At 71.7% G+C, this 20759-nt stretch carries 14 protein-coding genes and 1 tRNA gene; 7 read left to right on the top strand and 8 right to left on the bottom strand.

Going from position 1 to position 20759, the window contains the following annotated elements; genetic code table 11:
* Window positions 1-26 precede the first annotated feature (26 nt).
* The 6 genes from pth to ACSP97_RS15415 all read right to left on the bottom strand — a co-directional run bounded on the left by pth (window position 27) and on the right by ACSP97_RS15415 (window position 5228).
* Window positions 27-629, bottom strand: coding sequence for an aminoacyl-tRNA hydrolase (pth, locus tag ACSP97_RS15440; protein ID WP_355147748.1), 603 nt, complete (start codon window positions 627-629; stop codon window positions 27-29).
* Window positions 630-773: 144 nt separating this feature from the next.
* Window positions 774-1370, bottom strand: a complete 597-nt coding sequence (locus tag ACSP97_RS15435) for a 50S ribosomal protein L25/general stress protein Ctc (RefSeq protein ID WP_355321982.1) — start codon at window positions 1368-1370, stop codon at window positions 774-776.
* Window positions 1371-1570: 200 nt separating this feature from the next.
* On the bottom strand, window positions 1571-2551 hold the full coding sequence (locus tag ACSP97_RS15430) for a ribose-phosphate diphosphokinase (protein ID WP_180330705.1): 981 nt from the start codon (window positions 2549-2551) through the stop codon (window positions 1571-1573).
* Between the two features lie 154 nt (window positions 2552-2705).
* Window positions 2706-4154 (bottom strand): bifunctional UDP-N-acetylglucosamine diphosphorylase/glucosamine-1-phosphate N-acetyltransferase GlmU, encoded by a 1449-nt coding sequence (gene glmU / locus ACSP97_RS15425; RefSeq protein WP_355321984.1) that lies wholly within the window; start codon window positions 4152-4154, stop codon window positions 2706-2708.
* A 123-nt stretch (window positions 4155-4277) separates the two neighbouring features.
* Window positions 4278-4353 (bottom strand) — tRNA-Gln (locus tag ACSP97_RS15420).
* 14 nt (window positions 4354-4367) lie between these two features.
* Window positions 4368-5228, bottom strand: coding sequence for a hypothetical protein (locus tag ACSP97_RS15415; RefSeq protein WP_355523526.1), 861 nt, complete (start codon window positions 5226-5228; stop codon window positions 4368-4370).
* 166 nt (window positions 5229-5394) lie between these two features.
* Here ACSP97_RS15415 and ACSP97_RS15410 point away from each other — a divergent pair, with 166 nt between their 5' ends.
* Window positions 5395-6702, top strand: coding sequence for a sensor histidine kinase (locus ACSP97_RS15410; RefSeq protein WP_355147740.1), 1308 nt, complete (start codon window positions 5395-5397; stop codon window positions 6700-6702).
* A gap of 16 nt (window positions 6703-6718) precedes the next feature.
* On the opposite strand, the gene ACSP97_RS15405 is transcribed toward ACSP97_RS15410, so the two are convergent.
* Together ACSP97_RS15405 and ACSP97_RS15400 are read right to left on the bottom strand one after the other, a co-directional pair.
* Window positions 6719-7213 (bottom strand): SUKH-3 domain-containing protein, encoded by a 495-nt coding sequence (locus ACSP97_RS15405; RefSeq protein ID WP_355147738.1) that lies wholly within the window; start codon window positions 7211-7213, stop codon window positions 6719-6721.
* 41 nt (window positions 7214-7254) lie between these two features.
* On the bottom strand, window positions 7255-7764 hold the full coding sequence (locus tag ACSP97_RS15400; protein WP_440557951.1) for a YwqJ-related putative deaminase: 510 nt from the start codon (window positions 7762-7764) through the stop codon (window positions 7255-7257).
* A 265-nt stretch (window positions 7765-8029) separates the two neighbouring features.
* On the opposite strand from ACSP97_RS15400, the gene ACSP97_RS15395 reads away from it, so the two are divergent.
* The 6 genes from ACSP97_RS15395 (at window position 8030) to mfd (ending at window position 20627) form a co-directional block, all read left to right on the top strand.
* Window positions 8030-9055 carry an SMI1/KNR4 family protein gene (locus tag ACSP97_RS15395; protein WP_358275277.1) on the top strand — a complete coding sequence of 342 codons (1026 nt, stop codon included), beginning with the start codon at window positions 8030-8032 and terminating at the stop codon, window positions 9053-9055.
* A gap of 10 nt (window positions 9056-9065) precedes the next feature.
* Window positions 9066-12005, top strand: coding sequence for an SUKH-4 family immunity protein (locus ACSP97_RS15390; RefSeq protein WP_440557949.1), 2940 nt, complete (start codon window positions 9066-9068; stop codon window positions 12003-12005).
* A 226-nt stretch (window positions 12006-12231) separates the two neighbouring features.
* Window positions 12232-13104, top strand: a complete 873-nt coding sequence (locus ACSP97_RS15385) for a DivIVA domain-containing protein (RefSeq protein WP_355523895.1) — start codon at window positions 12232-12234, stop codon at window positions 13102-13104.
* Between the two features lie 351 nt (window positions 13105-13455).
* On the top strand, window positions 13456-14244 hold the full coding sequence (locus ACSP97_RS15380) for an ABC transporter ATP-binding protein (protein WP_355147730.1): 789 nt from the start codon (window positions 13456-13458) through the stop codon (window positions 14242-14244).
* Window positions 14241-16823: an ABC transporter permease gene (locus ACSP97_RS15375; RefSeq protein WP_440557946.1), complete on the top strand. Its 2583-nt coding sequence runs from the start codon at window positions 14241-14243 to the stop codon at window positions 16821-16823. The genes ACSP97_RS15380 and ACSP97_RS15375 overlap by 4 nt, the downstream gene beginning before the upstream one ends.
* Before the next feature lie 267 nt (window positions 16824-17090).
* Complete coding sequence (gene mfd, locus ACSP97_RS15370; RefSeq protein WP_440557944.1) at window positions 17091-20627, top strand: transcription-repair coupling factor; 3537 nt, start codon at window positions 17091-17093, stop codon at window positions 20625-20627.
* Window positions 20628-20759 lie beyond the last annotated feature (132 nt).

Below are 20759 nucleotides of genomic sequence, written 5' to 3'. Positions count from 1 at the left end.
CGGCGGCAAAACCGCCCCGCCCCCGCTCAGGAGTTGTACGCGCTCTGCGCCCGCTCCAAGCCCTCCGTCACCAGACACTCCACCGCGTCCGCCGCCCGGTCCACGAAGTAGTCCAGTTCCTTGCGCTCGGCCGAGGAGAAGTCCTTCAGCACGAAGTCCGCCACCTGCATCCGACCCGGCGGCCGGCCGATCCCGAACCGCACCCGGTGGTAGTCCGCGCCCATCGCCTTCGTCATCGACTTCAGACCGTTGTGCCCGTTGTCCCCGCCGCCCAGCTTCAGCCGCAGCGTCCCGTAGTCGATGTCCAACTCGTCGTGCACCGCGACGATGTTCGCCACCGGCACCTTGTAGAAGTCCTTCAGCGCGTTCACCGGGCCACCGGACAGATTCATGAAGGACATCGGCTTCGCCAGGATCACCCGGCGGTTCGCCGGCCCCGCCGGGCCGATCCGCCCCTCCAGCACCTGCGCCTGCGCCTTGCCCGCCCGCTTGAACTTCCCCCCGATCCGCTCCGCGAGCAGATCCGCCACCATGAAGCCGACGTTGTGCCGGTTCATGGCGTACTCCGGCCCGGGATTGCCGAGCCCGACGATCAACCAGGGGCCACTGGTCGGAGTGGTCACGTCCATGTCTCCTCGAATGCGCGACAGCCGCTGCCTCCCGAGGAAGCAGCGGCTGTGTACCGCTGTGGACAGCCGTGCTGTTACGGCCGACGGCACCGGGCACCTACCGACGAGGGCCCGGCTCCGTCACGGCGCAACCGCCGGTCCGGCTCAGGCCTCCGCGGCCTCTTCGCCCTCGGCGGCCTCTTCACCCGCGGTCTCCTCGGCCTGCGCCTGCAGGACCTGGAGCACGACCGCGTCCTCCTCGACGGCCAGGGAGACACCGCTCGGCAGCGTGATGTCCTTGGCGTGGATGGAGGCACCGGCCTCCAGACCCTCGACGGAGACGGTGACCGACTCCGGGATGTGGGTGGCCTCGGCCTCGACCGGCAGCGCGGACAGGACGTGCTCCAGCAGGTTGCCACCCGGGGCCAGCTCGCCCTCGGTGTGCACCGGGATCTCGACCGTGACCTTCTCGCCGCGCTTGACCAGCAGCAGGTCCACGTGCTCCAGGAAGCCCTTCAGCGGGTCGCGCTGCACGGCCTTCGGGATGGCCAGCTCGTTGGTCTTGCCGTCGATGTCCAGCGAGATCAGGACGTTCGGCGTACGCAGCGCCAGCAGCAGCTCGTGGCCCGGCAGGGTCAGGTGCAGCGGCTCGGTGCCGTGGCCGTACAGAACACCCGGAACCTTGTTCTCACGGCGGATGCGGCGGGCCGCACCCTTGCCGAACTCGGCGCGGGACTCGGCGGCGATCTTCACCTCGGACATGTGGATCACTCCTCGTAGTAACTCGGAACGGACGTGGTCACCCGGCCACGAACGGCCTGCTACGAAGAGCGCGTCGATAACGGACCGCCGTACACAGAAGTACGGCCTCCCTCGCCGAGCAACTCGTGCAGTTTACTCGGACCGGGAGGCCGTACCCAAAAGGATCTTCGGCTAGCCGGGACGGCCGACCTGAAGAAACCTCACTGCTCGTCGAAGAGGCTGGTCACCGAACCATCCTCGAACACCTCACGCACCGCGCTCGCGATCGTCGGAGCGATCGACAGCACCGTGATCTTGTCCAGATCCCGGCCCAGCTCCGCCGGCGTCGGCAGCGTGTTCGTGAACACGAACTCACTCACCCGCGAGTTCTTCAACCGGTCCGCCGCCGGACCCGACAGCACACCGTGCGTCGCCGTCACGATCACGTCCTCCGCACCGTGCGCGAACAACGCGTCGGCCGCCGCACAGATCGTGCCACCCGTGTCGATCATGTCGTCCACCAGGACACACACCCGGCCCTCGACCTCACCCACGACCTCGTGGACGGTCACCTGGTTCGCCACGTCCTTGTCACGACGCTTGTGCACGATCGCCAGCGGCGCACCCAACCGGTCACACCACCGGTCCGCCACCCGCACCCGGCCCGCGTCCGGCGAGACCACCGTCAGCTTGTTCCGGTCCACCTGCTCGCCCACGTAGTCCGCCAGCAGCGGCAGCGCGAAGAGGTGATCCACCGGACCGTCGAAGAAGCCCTGGATCTGGTCCGTGTGCAGATCCACGGTCAGAATCCGGTCGGCACCCGCCGTCTTCATCAGATCCGCGATCAGACGCGCCGAAATCGGTTCACGACCCCGGTGCTTCTTGTCCTGCCGCGCGTAACCGTAGAACGGCACGATCACCGTGATCGAACGAGCCGACGCACGCTTCAGCGCGTCGATCATGATCAGCTGCTCCATGATCCACTTGTTGATCGGAGCCGTGTGGCTCTGGATCAGGAAGCAGTCCGCACCACGAGCCGACTCCTGGTAACGGACGTAGATCTCACCGTTGGCGAAATCGAAGGCCTTCGTCGGGACGACCCCGACACCCAGCTGCTGGGCGACCTCCTCGGCAAGCTCGGGGTGGGCGCGGCCGGAGAAGAACATCATCTTCTTCTCGCCGGTCGTCTTGATCCCGGTCACAGCACTGTCTCCTCAGAGGTTGTCTCAGCCAGCTGGCTGCTCGAACGACCTCCCGTCCGAGCGTGAGAGGCCGAATCAGCTGGTAGGGGTGTGGGTGCACCTGCGCGGATGTGCACTTATCACGGTACGCCGAGTTTGGCGCACTCGTTTCCGGTCAGTCCTCGTTCCCGCCCTGCCGGGACGCCTCCTCGGCCGCCTTCGCCGCCGCACTCCCCGGCCGCTTCCGAGCCACCCAACCCTCGATATTCCGCTGCTGACCACGGGCCACGGCCAGCGAACCGGGCGGCACATCCTTCGTGATCACGGAACCCGCGGCCGTGTAGGCACCGTCCCCGACCGTGACAGGCGCCACAAACATGTTGTCCGAACCGGTCCGGCAATGCGACCCGATCGTCGTGTGGTGCTTGTCCTGACCGTCGTAGTTCACGAACACGCTCGCCGCACCGATGTTGGTGTACTCACCGATCGTCGCGTCACCCACGTACGACAGGTGCGGCACCTTCGTGCCCTCACCGATCCGCGCGTTCTTCGTCTCGACGTACGTCCCGATCTTGCCCTTCGCACCCAGCCGCGTCCCCGGCCGCAGATACGCGTACGGCCCCACACTCGCCCCGGCACCCAGCACGGCCCCGTCCGACACGGTGTTGTCCACCCGCGCCCCGGCACCCACCTTCGTGTCCTTCAGACGGCTGTTGGGCCCGACCTCCGCACCCTCCGCCAGATGCGTGGCACCGGTCAGCTGCGTACCCGGATGCACCACCGCGTCCCGCTCGAAGGTCACGGTCACGTCCACCCACGTGGTGGCCGGGTCCACGACGGTCACCCCGTCCAGCATCGCCCGCGTCAACAACCGGTCGTTGAGGATCCGGCGCGCCTCGGCCAGCTGCACCCGGTTGTTGATCCCCGCGATCTCCCGGTGATCACCGGCCACCGAGGCACCGACCCGGTGCCCGGCCTCGCGCAGGATCCCCAGCACGTCCGTCAGGTACTCCTCGCCCTGGCTGTTGTTCTTGCGCACCTTCGTCAGCGCGTCCGCCAGCAGCCGGCCGTCGAACGCGAACACCCCGCTGTTGATCTCCCGGATCGCCCGCTGGGCCTCGCTCGCGTCCTTGTGCTCCACGATCGCCGTCACCGCGCCCGACGCCTCGTCCCGCACGATCCGGCCGTACCCGGTCGCGTCCGGGACCTCGGCGGTCAGCACGGTCACGGCGTTGCCGTCGGCGTGGTGCGTCTCGGTGAGCCGCCGCAGGGTCTCGGCGGTCAGCAGCGGGGTGTCCCCGCAGACGACGACCACGGTCCCGGCGACGGCGCCCCCGAGCTCCTCGAGACCCATCCGCACGGCGTGTCCGGTGCCGTTCTGCTGCTCCTGCACGGCGGTACGGACGGCGGGGTCGATCTCCGTCAGATGCCCGGTGACCTGCTCACGGGCGTGGCCGACGACGACGACCAGGTTCTCGGGCTTCAACTCGCGGGCGGCGGCGAGCACATGGCCCACGAGGGAGCGGCCGCAGATCTGGTGCAGCACCTTGGGTGTGGCCGACTTCATACGGGTGCCCTCACCCGCTGCGAGAACGACGACGGCTGCCGGGCGGATGGCACTCACAGGGTTGCCCTTCGGCTCTGAATGGGTGGGGAACAGCCGCAGGATACCGGGGCGGGTTTCGGGGGGTATGAGTGCGGGCCCCGCCGAGAGGGGTCGGGGCCCGAACCAGGGTCTTGTGTGCTGTGGCTCCCCCGCAAGGATTCGAACCTTGTCCTGCTGGTACCAAAAACCAGTGTGCTGCCAGTTACACCACGGGGGACAGCGCTTCAGACCTTACCCGAGACGTACCTCGGCCTGGGTCACGATTCCTTCCCACCAGCCCTCGATTCGTTTGTACAGATGGGCGCTTCGGGCCACACAGACGACCAGGCACCCGTGATAGCCCTCCCCGGTGTTCTTGCGGACCGTCCTGGGGTTGTGTTTCTTCAGGGTCGGCCGCGCGAAGACGGACACGTCCACGCCGGCGACCGCGGCCCAGTGGCGATGGGCGGCCTCGATGTCCGCGGACTCGTGGACGAGCACCCGGAAGGTCAGCCGCGCACGGTCCACCCCGAGCAGGTCGAGCCAGGCCAGATAGGTCTTGATCACCCCGGCGTCGCTGTTGACGAAGATCGCGCGTTCCCGGCGGTCGTACGGCTTGCTCTTCGCGCCCTCCGCCCAGTAGAGCGCGATTCCGGCCATGAAGAGCTCGCGGTCGGTCAGCTCCCCGATCTCCCGCAGCGCGGATGCCTTGCTCTCCTCGCGCTTCTGCCGCTCGGCGGCCCGGTGCCGGGCGAGGCCGTCCCGCATCAGCGCGCGCTGTTCCTCCGGCGTGTAGCGGGGCTCCGGCCTGGGCAGATCCCGCACCCACAGCGACACCGAACTCCTGGAACAGCCCAGCTCGACCTGGATCCGGTCGTAGGTCCACCCCTGGAGTCGTAGTTCGCGGGCGCGCTCGCGGAGGTCGTCCTTGGCGTTGGGGCGTTTGGTCCAGGCGGGTGGGGGTTCGCCCTTGACCAGGCGGTTGAGGACGTCGTTGTTGAAGATCTTCAGCTGGTCGCGGATCTGCCGGAGGCTGTGACCCGCGCGGCGCAGGGCGATCGCCCGGTTCCGGAGGTCGTCGAAGTCGGCGGGTGTGCCGTGGGGGTGTGTCATAGGCACACCGTCCGGGTGGAATGTGGGATTCCGGGATCGAACGGATGGAGTTCACTAGTTCGAGGGATAGGGGGAGGTTTCGAGCGAGCCGGGTCGTGGGGTGTGGTGTGTGCAGGTAGGTGAAAGTCACCGGAAAAGCCCCGCTCCGCGCCCTTAGGCTGGACGCATGACCATGACGGGGGAAGAGCACTCCAGGGCGCTGACCGGCCCTTGGTGGTGGCCGCGGCGGCGCAGCGCGGTGTTCGACGGGGCGCTCGCCGTGGCGTCGGCCGCGGAGTGCGGTGCGGAGGGGCTGGGTTTCGCGCGGGACGCGGGGATCCCGGTCTGGGCGGGGGTCCTGTTCGGTGTGGCGGCCGGTGCCGTGCTGCTGGTGCGGCGCAGGTGGCCGGTCGTGGTGGTGCTGGTGGCGATCGCGGTGACTCCGGCGCAGATGGGTTTCCTGCTGGGGATCGTGGGTCTGTACACGCTGGCGGCGGCCGAGGTGCCGCGGCGGATCATCGGGGTGCTGGCGGGTATGTCGCTGGCGGGTACGGCGGTGGTGACGTTCGTCCGGGTCCGGCAGGACATGGCGCGCGGTGATCTGACCCTGGGTGACTGGTTCGTGCCGTTCGCGGCGGTGGCGACCTCGCTGGGGCTGACGGCTCCGCCGGTGTTGCTGGGGTTGTACGTGGGGGCGCGGCGCCGGTTGATGGAGAGTCTGCGGGAGCGGGCGGACAGTCTGGAGCGGGAGCTTCAGTTGCTCGCGGAGCGGGCGGAGGAGCGGGCCGAGTGGGCGCGCAACGAGGAGCGGACGCGGATCGCGCGGGAGATGCACGACGTGGTCGCGCACCGGGTGAGTCTGATGGTGGTGCATGCGGCGGCGTTGCAGGCGGTGGCGCGGAAGGATCCGGAGAAGGCGGTGCGCAACGCGGCGCTGGTGGGGGACATGGGCCGGCAGGCGTTGACGGAGCTGCGGGAGATGCTCGGGGTGCTGCGGGCGGGGGAGGACGGGGTCCGGCGGTCGGCGGGGGTGCCGTTGGCGGCGGTGGGTGAGGCGGCCGCGGCGGCGGCTTCGCGGGTGGTCGAGGAGGCGGCGGAGGGGCCGTGTCTGTCGGAGCTGGAGGAGTTGCTGGGGCAGTCGGCGGCGGCGGGGATGGTCGTGGATCTGTCGGTGGAGGGTGAGGTGCGGTCGTATGCGGCGGAGGTGGAGCAGACGGCGTACCGGGTGGTGCAGGAGGCGTTGACGAACGTGCACAAGCATGCGGCGGGGGCGAAGACGCATGTGCGGTTGGCGCATCGGGTGTCGGAGATCGCGATGCAGGTGGAGAACGAGCCGCCGCCGGAGCCGGGGTCGGCGTCGGCGGCGGGGTTGCCGTCGGGTGGCAATGGTCTGGTGGGGATGCGGGAGCGGGTGCTGGCGCTGGGTGGGGTGTTCGTGTCGGGGCCGACGGATGCGGGTGGTTTCCGGGTGTCGGCGGTGATTCCGGCGGTGTAGCGGTTTGGTGCGGGGGTCAGCCGGCGGTGAGGCGTACGGGTGTGATGCCGGTGATGAGGGTGGTCAGGGCGTGGTCGATGTCGGGGCCGATGTACCAGTCGCCGGTGTGGTCGAGGGCGTAGACGCGGCCTTGGGTGTCGATGGCGAGGACGGCGGCGGTGTCGGTTTCGGTGCCGAGGGGGCACAGTTCGGTGCCGAGGGCGCGGCCGAGGTCGCCGAGGGTGCGGGCGTGGTGGAGGCCCTGGAGGGGGTCGAGGTGGAGGGTGGCGGGGGCGATTTGGCGGCCGGGGCCGCCGGGGGTGATGTGCAGGTCGCCGAATTCGGCCCAGGCTTCGACGGCGGCGGGGAAGACGGTGTGCCGGTGTCCGGCGGGTGAGGTGTGGTCGCGCAGGGTGTCGGCCCAGATCTCGGCCTGTTTTATGTCCCAGCGTCCGGGTTCCCAGCCGGCCTTGCGCAGGCTGGCGTCGACGGGGACGGGGAAGCGCGTGGTGGAGGTGCGGTCCGGGTGCATCTGCCGTTCGTTCGTCGTGCGGGTGGGGTGGTGCGTGGGCGTCAGTTGGCGGTGGGGTCGACGATGCGGACGCCGAAGTGTGCGGTGAGGGCGGTGCAGGCGCGGCAGGGGGTGGCGAAGCTGCCGTGGAGCGGGTCGCCGTCCTCGCGTATGCGGCGGGCGGTGAGTTTGGCGTGTTTGAGGGCTTTGCGGGCTTCGCCGTTGGTCATGGGTCTGCGGGAGGCGCGTTTGCTGCGGCCGGCGTCGGCGGCGGTGAGGTGCCGGGAGATGAGGATGGTTTCGGCGCAGCGGCCGGTGAAGCGGTCGCGTTGGGCGCTGGGGAGGGTGTCGAGGAAGTCCTGGACGAGGGGGTGCAGGGTGGGGGGTTCCTCGCCGCGGGCGGCGGTGCCGGTGAGGGTGGTGCCGTGGACGGAGAGGGCGGCGGCGACGGTGGGCAGGATGCCGTCGCGGCGGTGCCGGAGGGTGGGGGCGGGTGGTGTCTCGGTGCCGCTCCAGTCGATGCGCGGGTCGCCGGCGCGCACGTCGGTACCTCCGGTCTGCAAGGCATTCATGTTGGCGTTTCCCTCCCCGGGTGTCCCCCGAAGGACACAGGGTGCCAAATGCCGTGGGTCGCGTGGAAGCTGGGGCGGTGCGACACGCCCGTGGGGGGTGGGGTTCGTCACGGTGGGGTGACGGCTGGTCACGGAGGTGGTCGGGGTGTGGGGGTGTGGGGTCGTGGAGGGCCGGTGACCGGGGTTCGGGTAGCGCTTAGGCTGTCGGCATCCGTGATGGACACCGCCGTTCAGGCCTAAGAGAACGCCTCAGGGGGCAACCGCCATGACGACAGGTCGGCTCGGGCTGGGGGCACCTCCCGGCCGCCAGGCGCCGGGAGGGGCCGTGCCGCCGAACGCGGCGTATGCCGGGCAGGTGGTGCACTTCCCGGATCCGGTGCGGGCGGCGCGTCATCCGGGGGGTGTGCGGGTGGACGAGCGGGGTTTTCCGGATTTCTCGCCGTATGCGCGGGTGGCGGTGGAGATCGCGGAGCCGCCGGAGGGTTTCGGTGTCGACGAGTTGCGGCTGACGGACTATGTGTCGGCGAACGCGGCGTTGGCGGCGGCGGGGCACGAGTTGTGGGACACGGTGCCGGATGTGGCGACGCCGCACGGTTGGACGTGGCATCACGTGGCGGGTTCGCGGCGGCTGGAGTTGGTTCCGGTCGAGGTGAAGGCGTTGCTGCGGCATCACGGTGGGGTGGCGACGGCTCCGGTGGATCACGGGAAGCGGGGGACGCGGCCGTTGCAGGAGACGCGGCCGGCGCATTTCGGTCTGCCGAAGTCGGGTGTGGCGGTGTCCGAGGCGCAGGTGCAGGGGGTCGAGGAGGATCTGGGGTACCGGTTGCCGGGTGCCTATCGTGATTTCCTGAAGGCGGCGGGTGGTTGTGCTCCGGTGGGTACGGCGCTGGACGCCGAGTTGGGGTTGTTGCTGGACCAGCCGTTCTTCACGGTGCGGGACGAGGCCGCGGTCAATGATCTGGTCTATGTGAACAAGTGTCTGCGTGACCATCTGACGAAGGACTACCTCGGGGTGGCGTTCGTGCAGGGCGGGTTGCTCGCGGTGAAGGTGAGGGGCGAGCGGCCGGGTTCGGTGTGGTTCTGCGCGTACGACGATGTGCGTGACGTCGATCCGTCGTGGCCGCCGGCCGAGCGGGTGGAGCGTCTGCTGCTGCCGTGCGGTGCGGATTTCGATGCCTTTCTGTCTCGTCTGGCGGGTAGTCCGCCGGAGTTGGAGACGGTGGCGAACCTGATGGTGGACGGTGGTTTCGCGCGTGTCGTCCCGGTGTCTTCCGGTGCGGCGGGGGAGTGAGTTTTCGGCGATGGTGACGTACGCGCAGGCGCAGGAGCGCGCCGAGGAGTGGATCAACGGGGACGTGCCCGTGTACCAGCATCGTGAGGTGCGGGTGCGGGAGTTCGAGCTGGGTTTCGTGGTGTGGGGTGAGGACCGGGCGGAGGGGCCGCGTTCGGACGCGGGGTCGCAGCGGTTGGTGATCGCCCGGGACAGCGGGGAGGCGACGTTGTGGCCCGCGTTGCCGGTGGGTGAGGTGATCCGCCGGTACGAGGAGGAGTACGGCGGTCCCGACGGTCCGCGGGACGCGGTGCCGGCGCCGGCACCGGCGCGGGTGGATCTGAATCAGACGTCGTTCCTGCTGACGCCTCCGGAGTGGTTGCAGGAGGCGGCGGACAAGCTGGGGATCGGGGAGCGGCGGCCGGAAGGGGCGGCGGCTTCGGATTCCGGTGACCGCGCCGGTTCGGGTGACTCCGGTGGTGCTGCCGACTCCGTTGGTTCTCCTGGGGGTTCGGCTCCGGCCGGGGTGCCGGTGCCGGAGGGGGCGACGCCTTGGGCGGGTACGGACACGAACGGGGGCGCGGGGGAGGACGACGACCGTTCGGTGCCGTTGCCCGCGACGGTGTTCGCGCCGCCGCTGGGCGATGCCGACGACGGTGCGCCGCGGCCGCCGGCCGTGGCGCCGGACGCGAAGACGGCGTTGATGGCGGGGGGCAGTCAATTGCCGCGTACGGCGCTGGCTCCGGCGCTCGACACCTCGAACGCGCCGGACGTGCAGGGCGGTTCGGGCGTGCCGGGCGTGCCGCGGGGGAACACGCCGTCTGCGCCGGGCGGTGTCCCGATGCCGCCGCCCGCGCCGGGTGGTCCGCAGGGTGTCGCGCCGACTCCGCCTCCGGTGGCGGGTGTTCCGCAGGGGAGCACGCCACCTCCGCCGCCCGCGCCGGGTGGTGTTCCGATGCCGCCGCCGGTGCCGGGCGGTCCGCAGGGCAGTGTTCCGCCTGCGCCGCCGGTGCCGGGTGCTCCGGTGTACGGCTATCCGGCGCCGGTGGCGCCCGGTGCCCCCGCGCCGGGGGGTGTGCCCGCGCCGGGTGCTCCGGTGTACGGCTATCCGCAGGGTCCCGGCACCCCGCCCGCGCCGGTTCCCGGGGTGCCCGGGGTGCCGCCGGGCAGTGCTCCGCCGCCGGCCGCGCCGCCGTACGGCTATCCGCAGGCGCCGGGCGCCCCGGACGCGCCTCGGCCGCCGGCCGGAGCGGGGGCCGCCGAGCGCCCGCTCGCGCCGAACGCCGGGGACATCGCGGACGCCGCGACGAGCAAGGCCGCGCCGCCGCCGAAGAAGGGGCGCGGTGGGGTGGGTGCGCCGCCTCCGCCGCCGGGTGCCCCGGGTACGCCGGGCGCGTCGTCGGGTGGGTATGTGCCGACGCGTCTGGTGCCCGCGCTCGGGCCCGAGGGGCAGGACGGCGCGGACGGGGCGCAGGAGCCGGGCGTGTCGGACGCGCCGGGTGCCGTCCCACCGCCGGCGACGCCCCCTGGTGACGTGCACTACGCGGCCACGATGCTGGCCGACCCCGCCGCGATGGGCCCCGGTGCCCCGAAGCCACCGGTGGCGCCGGGGATGCCGGGCGCGCCAGGTGCCTCCGGCGTGCCCGCGCCGCCCGGCGTGCCCGCGGCTCCGGGGACGCCTCCGGTGCCGGGTGCGCCGCGGCCCCCGTCGGCTCCCGGCATGCCCCCGGCTCCCGGGGCGCCGCAGCCTCCCGGTGCCGTGCACCACGCGGAGACCATGCTGGCCGCGCCTCCTCCGGGCGGTCCCGGTATGCCTCCGCCGCCCCCCGGACCCGGTGTGCCGGGCGTGCCGCCGGGGCCGTCCGGCGCGCCCGGTGTCCCCGGTCCGCCGCCGCCCGTGCCCGCCGCGCCGATGCCCCCGGGTGCCGTGCCGCCTCCGGGTGGCCGGCATCCGGGGCAGCCGCCGGCGTACGGGTATCCGCAGCCGCCCGCCGGGCAGCCGACGGTGGGCCCGGGCTACCAGGCGGTCCTGCGCTACCGGGCGCAGGACGGTTCGGAGCAGCAGCTGATCCGGCGTTCCGCGCCCGGTACGCCGCATCCGGAGTGGCAGATCTTCCACGAGCTGCGCTCGATGAACGTGCCGCCGGACCAGGTGCTGGAGCTGCACACGGAGCTGGAGTCGTGCGAGCTGCCGGGTGCCTACTGCGCGCGGATGATCCGGGAGCAGTGGCCGCAGGCGCGGATCACGAGCATCGCGCCGTACGGCACGGACCATGCGAGCCGTCAGGAGGGCATGCAGCAACTGCTGGCGCACCAGGGTGAGTTGCACCAGGTGGCGGACGGTCCCGCGCGCCCCGCGCCGGTGCGTGCGCCGTTGCCGCCGGTGCAGATGGCGCCCCCGGTGCCGCCGGAGGGTGTGGCGCAGGAGCTGGCGGCGGCGTTCGGGCCGGGCGTCTTCCGGTTCGAGCAGCAGGCGGTGTCCCGGCAGGGGGTGCCGCCGGTCGTGGCGCACACCCTGGTGGTGGCCGGACTGCCGTTGGACATGGGCCCGTTCTTCTGGGCGCAGGCGCAGCCGGGCCGGCCGGTGCCGACGCTGGCGGAGCTGGCGGCCGAGCGCGGGGTGCGGCCGGCCCCGGACGCGGGGTCGTACCTGGTGATGGGCACGGACTTCGGCAAGGCGCTCTGTGTGCAGTACGGGACGGCGAACATCGTGGCCGTGCCGGTGGAGGCGGGGCCGGGCGGTGCGCCGGTGCCGCCGCAGTTCGTGAACACCGGGCTGCCGGAGTTCGTGCGCTGTCTGGCGCTGCTGGGCCGGATGTGGCGGTTGCGCTACGGGCTGAACCAGGAGCAGGCGGGCCGCTGGACCGTGGACTTCCAGGCGCAGCTGGCCGCGCTCGACCCGGCGGCGCTCGGTTCGCCGGAGAGCTGGTGGTCGGTGCTGCTGGAGCAGATGTGGGACGGCCTGCTGTAGTGCGGGACCGTACGAGGACGCCGGTGGGCGTCGCCGGGGAGGGTGTGCGGGAGAACCGGTAGCCGCCGGAGGAGAGCCCCTGGGCCGGGCCGGGCGATGTCGCGCCCGTGACGTGGCTGCGGAGTGTCGCGTTATGAACACTTCCGTCGTATCCGTCACGATGTGCGCGAAGTCGTCCTGTCGGTCGGTCCGCCGGAGAGGGGTTCCCAGGGTGAGCAGCGCATGGATGCCGCCGGGCGGCTTCGCGACCGTCCGGGGGCGTGGTTACCGCCCCGACCAGGTCGACGCGTACCTGGAGGCGCTGTCCGAGGGCCGGGACGCCGCGTGGGAACGCGCCGCGCGGCTGACCGTGCTGGCCAAGGACATGGCGGCGGACCTCGCGCGGCTGCGGGAGGTCGTCGCCCGCCTGGAGCCGCAGGAGTACGACACGCTCGCGGAGGGCGCGCGGAACCTGTACCGGCTCGCGCTGGAGGAGGCGGAGCAGCTGCGCGAGCGCGCGCGGTGCGAGGCGCGGGATCGGGTCGCGCGGGCCGAGGCGGACGCCGAGGAAGTGCGCCGGGCGGCAAGGGAGGCGGCGGACGCGCGGCGCGCGGAGGCCGACGAGCACGCCCGCGACCTCCTCGCCGCCGCGCGGGCCGAGGCCGACGGCATCCGCGTCGATGCCCGCCGGGCGGTGAAGGAAGGGCGCGGCGCGTCCCTGGCGGCGCTGCGCGAGGCGCGGCGGCACACCGCCGCGCTGCTGGCCGAGCAGACCCGGCAGCAGGCCGAACGCCTGGCCGGGGTCGAGCGCGAGGAGGCCGAACGGGTGGCCGCCCTGGACGCCCGGCACGCCGCACTCGAGGCCCGCGCCGAGGCCGAAGTCGCCGCCGCCGGCCGGGCGCTGGCCGAGGCCGAGGAGCACGCCCGCCGCTGCGAGGAGGAGGCCCGTGAGCGTGCGGCCGGCGTCGTCGCCGACGCCCGCACCAGGGCCGGCCGCATCGCCCAGGAGACGGAACGGATGCTGCGCGCGCACAGCGAGGCCTGGGACGACGTGCAGGCCCACATGGACCACGTCCGCAGCAAGCTGATGATGCTGACGGGCCGGGCGGCCCTGGACTAGCCGCCACCGGCCGGGACGCCGTGCTCGGCCCACATCCCGGGGTGGAGACGACCCCGACCTCGGCTCCGCCCGGCGGTGGAGTTCCCCTAGGGGGTCCTCCGGAGAACGGCTCGGGGCGGGTTCGTCCCGGCGGAGGACGAGACGGCGCCGGGGTGCTCCTTAACCTGGCTTTACGCCGCTGGGGGGCGGCTGGCACGACCGGGAGGGTGGGGTTTTCCCCCTCGTGAAGACGGGGCTCCGCACCAGCGCGTTCGACCCGCCGAACCGGAAGACTCGTCGACGTACCCGGAACACACACGCCTCGCAACCGGGGCGGCACACGCACTTGCCGACCGATATAGGAGACATACCGTGACATCGGCTGTGACAATTCCCAGGCACGGGGGCACTGGAGAGCGTACGGCCGTTGCCGCGCGGGCGCGGCAGGTCGTGAAGGCGTACGGGTCCGGCGAGACCCGTGTCGTCGCCCTGGACCACGTCGACGTGGACATCGCCAGAGGCCGCTTCACCGCGATCATGGGGCCCTCGGGCTCCGGCAAGTCCACGCTGATGCACTGCCTCGCGGGCCTGGACACGGTGACGGGCGGTCAGATCTTCCTGGACGAGACCGAGATCACCGGCCTGAAGGACAAGAAGCTCACCCAGCTGCGCCGGGACCGGATCGGCTTCATCTTCCAGGCGTTCAACCTGCTGCCGACGCTCAACGCCCTGGAGAACATCACGCTGCCCATGGACATAGCCGGCCGCAAGCCCGACCGGGCGTGGCTGGACCGGGTCGTGGGGACCGTCGGCCTCGCCGGCCGGCTCAAGCACCGGCCGAACCAGCTCTCCGGCGGTCAGCAGCAGCGCGTCGCCGTGGCCCGCGCGCTCGCCGCCCGCCCGGAGATCATCTTCGGTGACGAGCCGACCGGAAACCTCGACTCCCGCGCCGGCGCCGAGGTGCTGGGCTTCCTGCGCCGCTCGGTGGACGAGCTGGGCCAGACCATCGTGATGGTCACCCACGACCCCGTCGCCGCCTCCTACGCGGACCGTGTGCTGTACCTGGCCGACGGCCGCATCGTGGACGAGATGCACCAGCCCACGGCCGAGCAGGTCCTGGACCGCATGAAGGACTTCGACTCCCGGGGCCGTACGTCATGACCGTCCTGAAGACCTCCCTGCGCAACTTCTTCGCGCACAAGGGCCGCATGGCGCTCTCGGCGGTCGCGGTCCTGCTGTCGGTCGCCTTCGTGTGCGGCACCCTGGTGTTCACCGACACCATGAACACCACCTTCGACAAGCTGTTCCAGGCGACCTCCTCGGACGTCACGGTCAGCGCCGGCGGCGCCTCCGACACCGGGCAGACCACCTCCCGCACCGGCAAGCCGCCGGTCATGCCGGCCTCCGTCCTCGGCACCGTCCGCGACGTCAAGGGCGTGCGTTCGGCCGAGGGCACGGTGTTCTCCACCTCGGTGACCGTGATCGACGCCAAGAAGGACAGGCTGTCGCCGAGCAGCGGCGCGCCCACCATCGTCGGCAGCTGGAACGGCAACGACGCCCGCACCATGAAGATCACCACCGGTGCGGCGCCCAAGGGCCCGGACCAGGTGATGGTGGACGAGGACACCGCCGACAAGCACCACCTGAAGCTGGGCGACGACATCGGCATGATCTCGGTCGTCGGCACGCACCACGCCCGCGTCAGCGGCATCGCCGCCTTCCAGGTGACCAACCCCGGCGCGGCCGTCTTCTACCTGGACACGAAGACCGCCCAGCAGACCCTGATCGGCCGCACCGGCGTCTACACCGACGTCAACGTGACCGCCGCCAAGGGCGTACCGGACGACCTGCTGAAGAAGGACGTCGCGGCCGCGCTCGGCCACGGCTACAAGGTGCGCACCGCCAAGGAGGTCGCCGACGCCAACCAGAAGAGCGTCGAGAGCTTCCTGAACGTCATGAAGTACGCGATGCTCGGCTTCGCCGGGATCGCCTTCCTGGTCGGCATCTTCCTGATCATCAACACCTTCTCCATGCTGGTCGCCCAGCGCACCCGCGAGATCGGCCTGATGCGTGCCATCGGCTCCTCCCGCAAGCAGGTCAACCGCTCCGTGCTGATCGAGGCGCTGCTGCTCGGGCTGGTCGGCTCGGTGCTCGGCGTCGGCGCGGGCGTCGGCATCGCGATCGGCCTGATGAAGCTGATGAGCGGCATGGGCATGGAGCTGTCCACGGACGACCTGACCGTCGCCTGGACCACACCCGCGCTCGGCCTGCTGCTGGGTGTCGTGGTCACCGTGCTGGCGGCCTACCTGCCCGCCCGGCGGGCCGGCAAGGTCTCCCCGATGGCCGCGCTGCGCGACGCCGGCTCCCCGGCCGACGCCAAGGCCGGTGCCGTGCGCGCCGTCCTCGGCCTGCTGCTCACCGGCGCGGGCGTGACCGGCCTGTACGCCGCCGCCACCGCCGACCGGGCCACGACCGGCTCGGGCTGGCTGGGCCTGGGCGTGCTGTGCACCCTGGTCGGGTTCGTGGTCGTCGGTCCGATGCTCGCGGCCGGCCTGGTCCGGGTCCTCGGCGTGGTGCTGCTGCGGGTCTTCGGTCCGGTCGGGCGGATGGCCGAGCGCAACGCGCTGCGCAACCCGCGCCGCACCGGTGCCACCGGCGCCGCCCTGATGATCGGTCTCGCCCTGGTGGCCTGCCTCTCGGTGGTCGGCTCCTCCATGGTGGCCTCCGCCACCGACCAGCTGGACAAGACCGTCGGCACGGACTTCATCGTCCAGGGCGACCAGGAGTTCGCCTTCGTCAAGCCGCAGATGGTGCGGCAGATCAAGGCCACGCCCGGCCTGGAGCGGGTCACCGAGTACAAGGTCCTCGACGCGACCCTGACCACCCCGGACGGCAAGGTCGTCAAGAACGGGACGATCAACGCGGCCGACGCCACCTACGCCGAGGACGTGCGCACCAAGACGGTCGCCGGCAACCTCGCCGACGCCTACCGGCCGGACTCCATGTCGGTCTTCGAGGGCTTCGCCAAGGAACACGGCATCAAGGTCGGCTCCACGGTCACGGTCGCCTTCAAGGGCGGCAGGGCCGCCCGGCTCACGGTCCGCGCCATCACCAGCGACGAGGTCGTGATCGACAAGGGCGCGATGTACGCGGCCATCCCCACCGTCGCGAAGTACGTGCCGGCCGACCGGATGCCGCTGGACCAGCTCGTGTTCGCCACCGCCAAGGACGGGCGGCAGGCCACCGCCTACGCGTCGCTGAAGCGGACGGTGCACGCCGACCCGGCGTTGAACGTGCGCGACCAGACCGACTTCAAGAAGGCGCTGAAGGACCAGATCGGCCAGCTGCTCAACATGATCTACGGTCTGCTGGCCCTCGCGATTATCGTCGCGGTCCTCGGTGTGGTGAACACCCTGGCCCTGTCGGTGGTGGAGCGGACCCGGGAGATCGGCCTGATGCGGGCCATCGGTCTCTCCCGCCGCCAGCTGCGCCGCATGATCCGCCTGGAGTCCGTGGTGATCGCCGTCTTCGGCGCCCTGCTCGGCCTCGGCCTCGGCATGGGCTGGGGCGCGACCGCCCAGAAGCTCCTCGCCCTCCAGGGTCTGAAGGTCCTGGACATCCCCTGGCCGACGATCACCGCGGTCTTCGTCGGCTCCGCCTTTGTGGGTCTGTTCGCCGCCCTGATCCCCGCCTTCCGGGCGGGCCGGATGAACGTCCTGAACGCCATCGCCACGGATTAGCGCACCGGCCGCACTCCGGTCGCGAGGTCCGCCGCGTACGGGGGTCGCGGGGGAGCGCCCGGTGCGGGGAAGTCCCGAGAGGCTTCCCCGCACCGGGTTTCCGCCGTCCCGGGGCGTGCCGGGGGCGGTGGCCGCGGTCGTCCACAGGCTCCCGGTTGTCCACAGGCTCCGGTCGTCCTCGGGCTCCGGTTGTCCACAGGCTCCGACGGCCGCCCCGGCGGCGTCGTAGGCTGGACACTCGTTGCCCACCCCTGGACGGAAAGCCCCATGAGCCTGCACGGTCTGCTCGACGCCGTCGTCAAGGACCCCGCCCTCGCGGAAGCGATCACGGCGGCCGCGGACGGCAACCGCATGCACGTCGACCTCGTCGGTCCCCCGGCGGCCCGCCCCCTCTCGGTCGCCGCCCTGGCCCGCGAGACCGGCCGCACCGTGCTCGCGGTCACGGCGACCGGCCGCGAGGCGGAGGACCTGGCGGCGGCGCTGCGCTCGCTGCTGCCGCCCGAGGGCATCGTGGAGTACCCCTCCTGGGAGACGCTGCCGCACGAGCGCCTCAGCCCCCGCAGCGACACCGTCGGCCGGCGCCTCGCCGTGCTGCGCCGCCTCGCCCACCCCCGCGCCGACGACCCCGAGACCGGCCCGGTCTCCGTCGTCGTCGCACCCGTGCGATCCGTGCTCCAGCCGCAGGTCAAGGGCCTGGGCGACCTGGAGCCCGTGTCCCTGCGCACCGGTCAGAACGCCGATCTGAACGACGTGGTGGACGCCCTCGCGGCCGCCGCCTACGCGCGGGTCGAGCTGGTGGAGAAGCGCGGCGAGTTCGCCGTGCGCGGCGGCATCCTGGACGTGTTCCCGCCCACCGAGGAACACCCCCTGCGCATCGAGTTCTGGGGCGACGACGTCGAGGAGATCCGCTACTTCAAGGTCGCCGACCAGCGCTCCCTGGAGATCGCCGAGCACGGGCTGTGGGCGCCGCCCTGCCGCGAGCTGCTGCTCACCGACCAGGTGCGCGAACGGGCGCGGACCCTCGCCGAGGAACACCCCGAGCTGGGCGAACTCCTGAACAAGATCGCCGAGGGCATCGCGGTCGAGGGCATGGAGTCCCTCGCCCCGGTCCTGGTGGACGACATGGAGCTGCTGCTCGACGTGCTGCCCCAGGGCTCGATGGCCGTGGTCTGCGACCCCGAGCGGGTCCGCACCCGCGCCGCCGACCTGGTGGCCACCAGTCAGGAGTTCCTCCAGGCGTCGTGGGCCGCCACCGCCGGTGGTGGCGAGGCCCCGATCGACGTCGACGCGGCCTCCCTGTGGTCCATCGCCGACGTCCGCGACCGGGCGCGCGAGCTGGACATGATGTGGTGGTCCGTGTCGCCCTTCGCGGCCGGTGAAGAGCTCGACGCGGACACCCTGAAGCTGGGCATGCACGCGCCCGACACCTACCGCGGCGACACCGCCAGAGCCCTCGCCGACACCAAGGGCTGGCTCGCCGACGGCTGGCGCGCGGTGTTCGTCACCGAGGGCCACGGCCCGGCCGCCCGCACCGTCGAAGTGCTCGGCAACGAGGGCATCGCGGCCCGCATGGACGCCGACCTCGGCGAGCTGAGCCCGTCCGTCGTACACGTCTCCTGCGGCTCGATCGAGTACGGCTTCGTCGACCCGGGGCTCAAGCTCGCCGTGCTCACCGAGACCGACCTGTCCGGGCAGCGCACCGCGAGCCGTGACGGCGCCCGGATGCCCGCCCGCCGCCGCAAGACCATCGACCCGCTCACCCTGGAGGCGGGCGACTACATCGTCCACGAACAGCACGGCGTGGGCCGCTACATCGAGATGGTGCAGCGCACCGTGCAGGGCGCCACCCGCGAGTACCTGGTGGTGGAGTACGCCCCCGCCAAGCGCGGCCAGCCCGGCGACCGCCTCTACATCCCCACCGACCAGCTGGAGCAGATCACCAAGTACGTCGGCGGCGAGGCGCCCACCCTGCACCGCCTGGGCGGCGCGGACTGGACGAAGACCAAGGCGCGCGCCAAGAAGGCGGTCAAGGAGATCGCCGCCGACCTGATCAAGCTCTACAGCGCCCGCATGGCCGCCCCCGGCCACGCCTTCGGCGCCGACACGCCCTGGCAGCGCGAGCTGGAGGACGCCTTCCCCTACGCGGAGACCCCGGACCAGCTCACCACCATCGCCGAGGTCAAGGACGACATGGAGAAGTCGGTCCCGATGGACCGCCTGATCTGCGGCGACGTCGGCTACGGCAAGACCGAGATCGCGGTGCGCGCCGCCTTCAAGGCCGTACAGGACGGCAAGCAGGTCGCGGTCCTCGTGCCGACGACGCTGCTGGTGCAGCAGCACTTCGGGACGTTCTCCGAGCGGTACGCGCAGTTCCCGGTGAACGTGCGGGCGCTGTCCCGGTTCCAGACCGACACCGAGGCCAAGGCCGTCCTGGAGGGCCTGCGCGAGGGCTCGGTGGACGTCGTGATCGGCACCCACCGGCTGTTCTCCTCGGAGACCAAGTTCAAGGACCTCGGCCTGGTCATCGTCGACGAGGAGCAGCGCTTCGGCGTCGAGCACAAGGAGCAGCTGAAGAAGCTTCGCGCCAACGTCGACGTGCTCACCATGTCGGCCACGCCGATCCCGCGCACCCTGGAGATGGCGGTGACCGGCATCCGCGAGATGTCGACCATCACCACGCCGCCGGAGGAGCGCCACCCGGTGCTCACCTTCGTCGGGCCGTACGAGGAGAAGCAGATCGGCGCGGCCGTCCGTCGCGAGCTGCTGCGCGAGGGCCAGGTCTTCTACATCCACAACCGGGTCGAGTCCATCGACCGCGCGGCGGCCCGGCTGCGCGACATCGTCCCCGAGGCACGGATCGCCACCGCGCACGGCCAGATGTCGGAGGCGGCGCTGGAGCAGGTCGTGGTCGACTTCTGGGAGAAGAAGTTCGACGTGCTGGTCTCCACCACCATCGTGGAGTCCGGCATCGACATCTCCAACGCCAACACCCTGATCGTGGAGCGCGGCGACACCTTCGGCCTCTCCCAGCTGCACCAGCTGCGCGGGCGCGTGGGCCGCGGCCGGGAGCGCGGGTACGCCTACTTCCTCTACCCGCCGGAGAAGCCGCTCACCGAGACCGCCCACGAGCGCCTGGCGACCATCGCCCAGCACACCGAGATGGGCGCGGGCATGTACGTGGCCATGAAGGACCTGGAGATCCGCGGCGCGGGCAACCTGCTCGGCGGCGAGCAGTCCGGGCACATCGCGGGCGTCGGCTTCGACCTGTACGTCCGCATGGTCGGCGAGGCGGTGGCGGACTACCGGCGGCAGCTGGAGGCCGACGAGGCGGGGGTGGAGGAGGCCCCGCTGGAGGTCAAGATCGAGCTGCCGGTCGACGCGCACGTCCCGCACGACTACGCACCCGGCGAGCGGCTGCGCCTCCAGGCCTACCGCGCCATCGCCTCCGCCAACTCCGAGGAGGACATCAAGGCCGTCCGCGAGGAACTCACCGACCGCTACGGCAAGTTGCCCGAGCCGGTGGAGAACCTGCTGCTGGTGGCCGGGCTGCGGATGCTCGCGCGGGCCTGCGGGGTCGGCGAGATCGTCCTCCAGGGCACCAACATCCGCTTCGCGCCGGTGGAGTTGCGCGAGTCGCAGGAGCTGCGGCTCAAGCGGCTCTACCCCGGCACGGTCATCAAGCCGGCCGCGCACCAGGTGCTGGTGCCCCGCCCGAAGACCGCGAAGGTGGGCGGCAAGCCGCTGGTCGGCCGCGAACTGCTCGCCTGGGTGGGGGAGTTCCTCGCCTCGATCCTGGGCGCGTGATCCGCACGGCCCACGGCGGCCGCAGGGTGTGATCCGGCGCACGGTCCCCGGGGCCGTGCGCCGCCCCCTGAGCGCCAAGTGCCCCGCTGTACGCCGTACTTGCCCCTGAATTATCCTTTTGCGACCCATCTG

Origin of the sequence: Streptomyces sp. SCPE 10, from assembly GCF_051980735.1 — a bacterium.
In the GTDB taxonomy this organism is placed as follows: domain Bacteria; phylum Actinomycetota; class Actinomycetes; order Streptomycetales; family Streptomycetaceae; genus Streptomyces; species Streptomyces misionensis.
The sequence above is the reverse complement of the archived record's forward strand: the minus strand, read 5'-3'. Positions and strand labels throughout refer to the sequence as shown.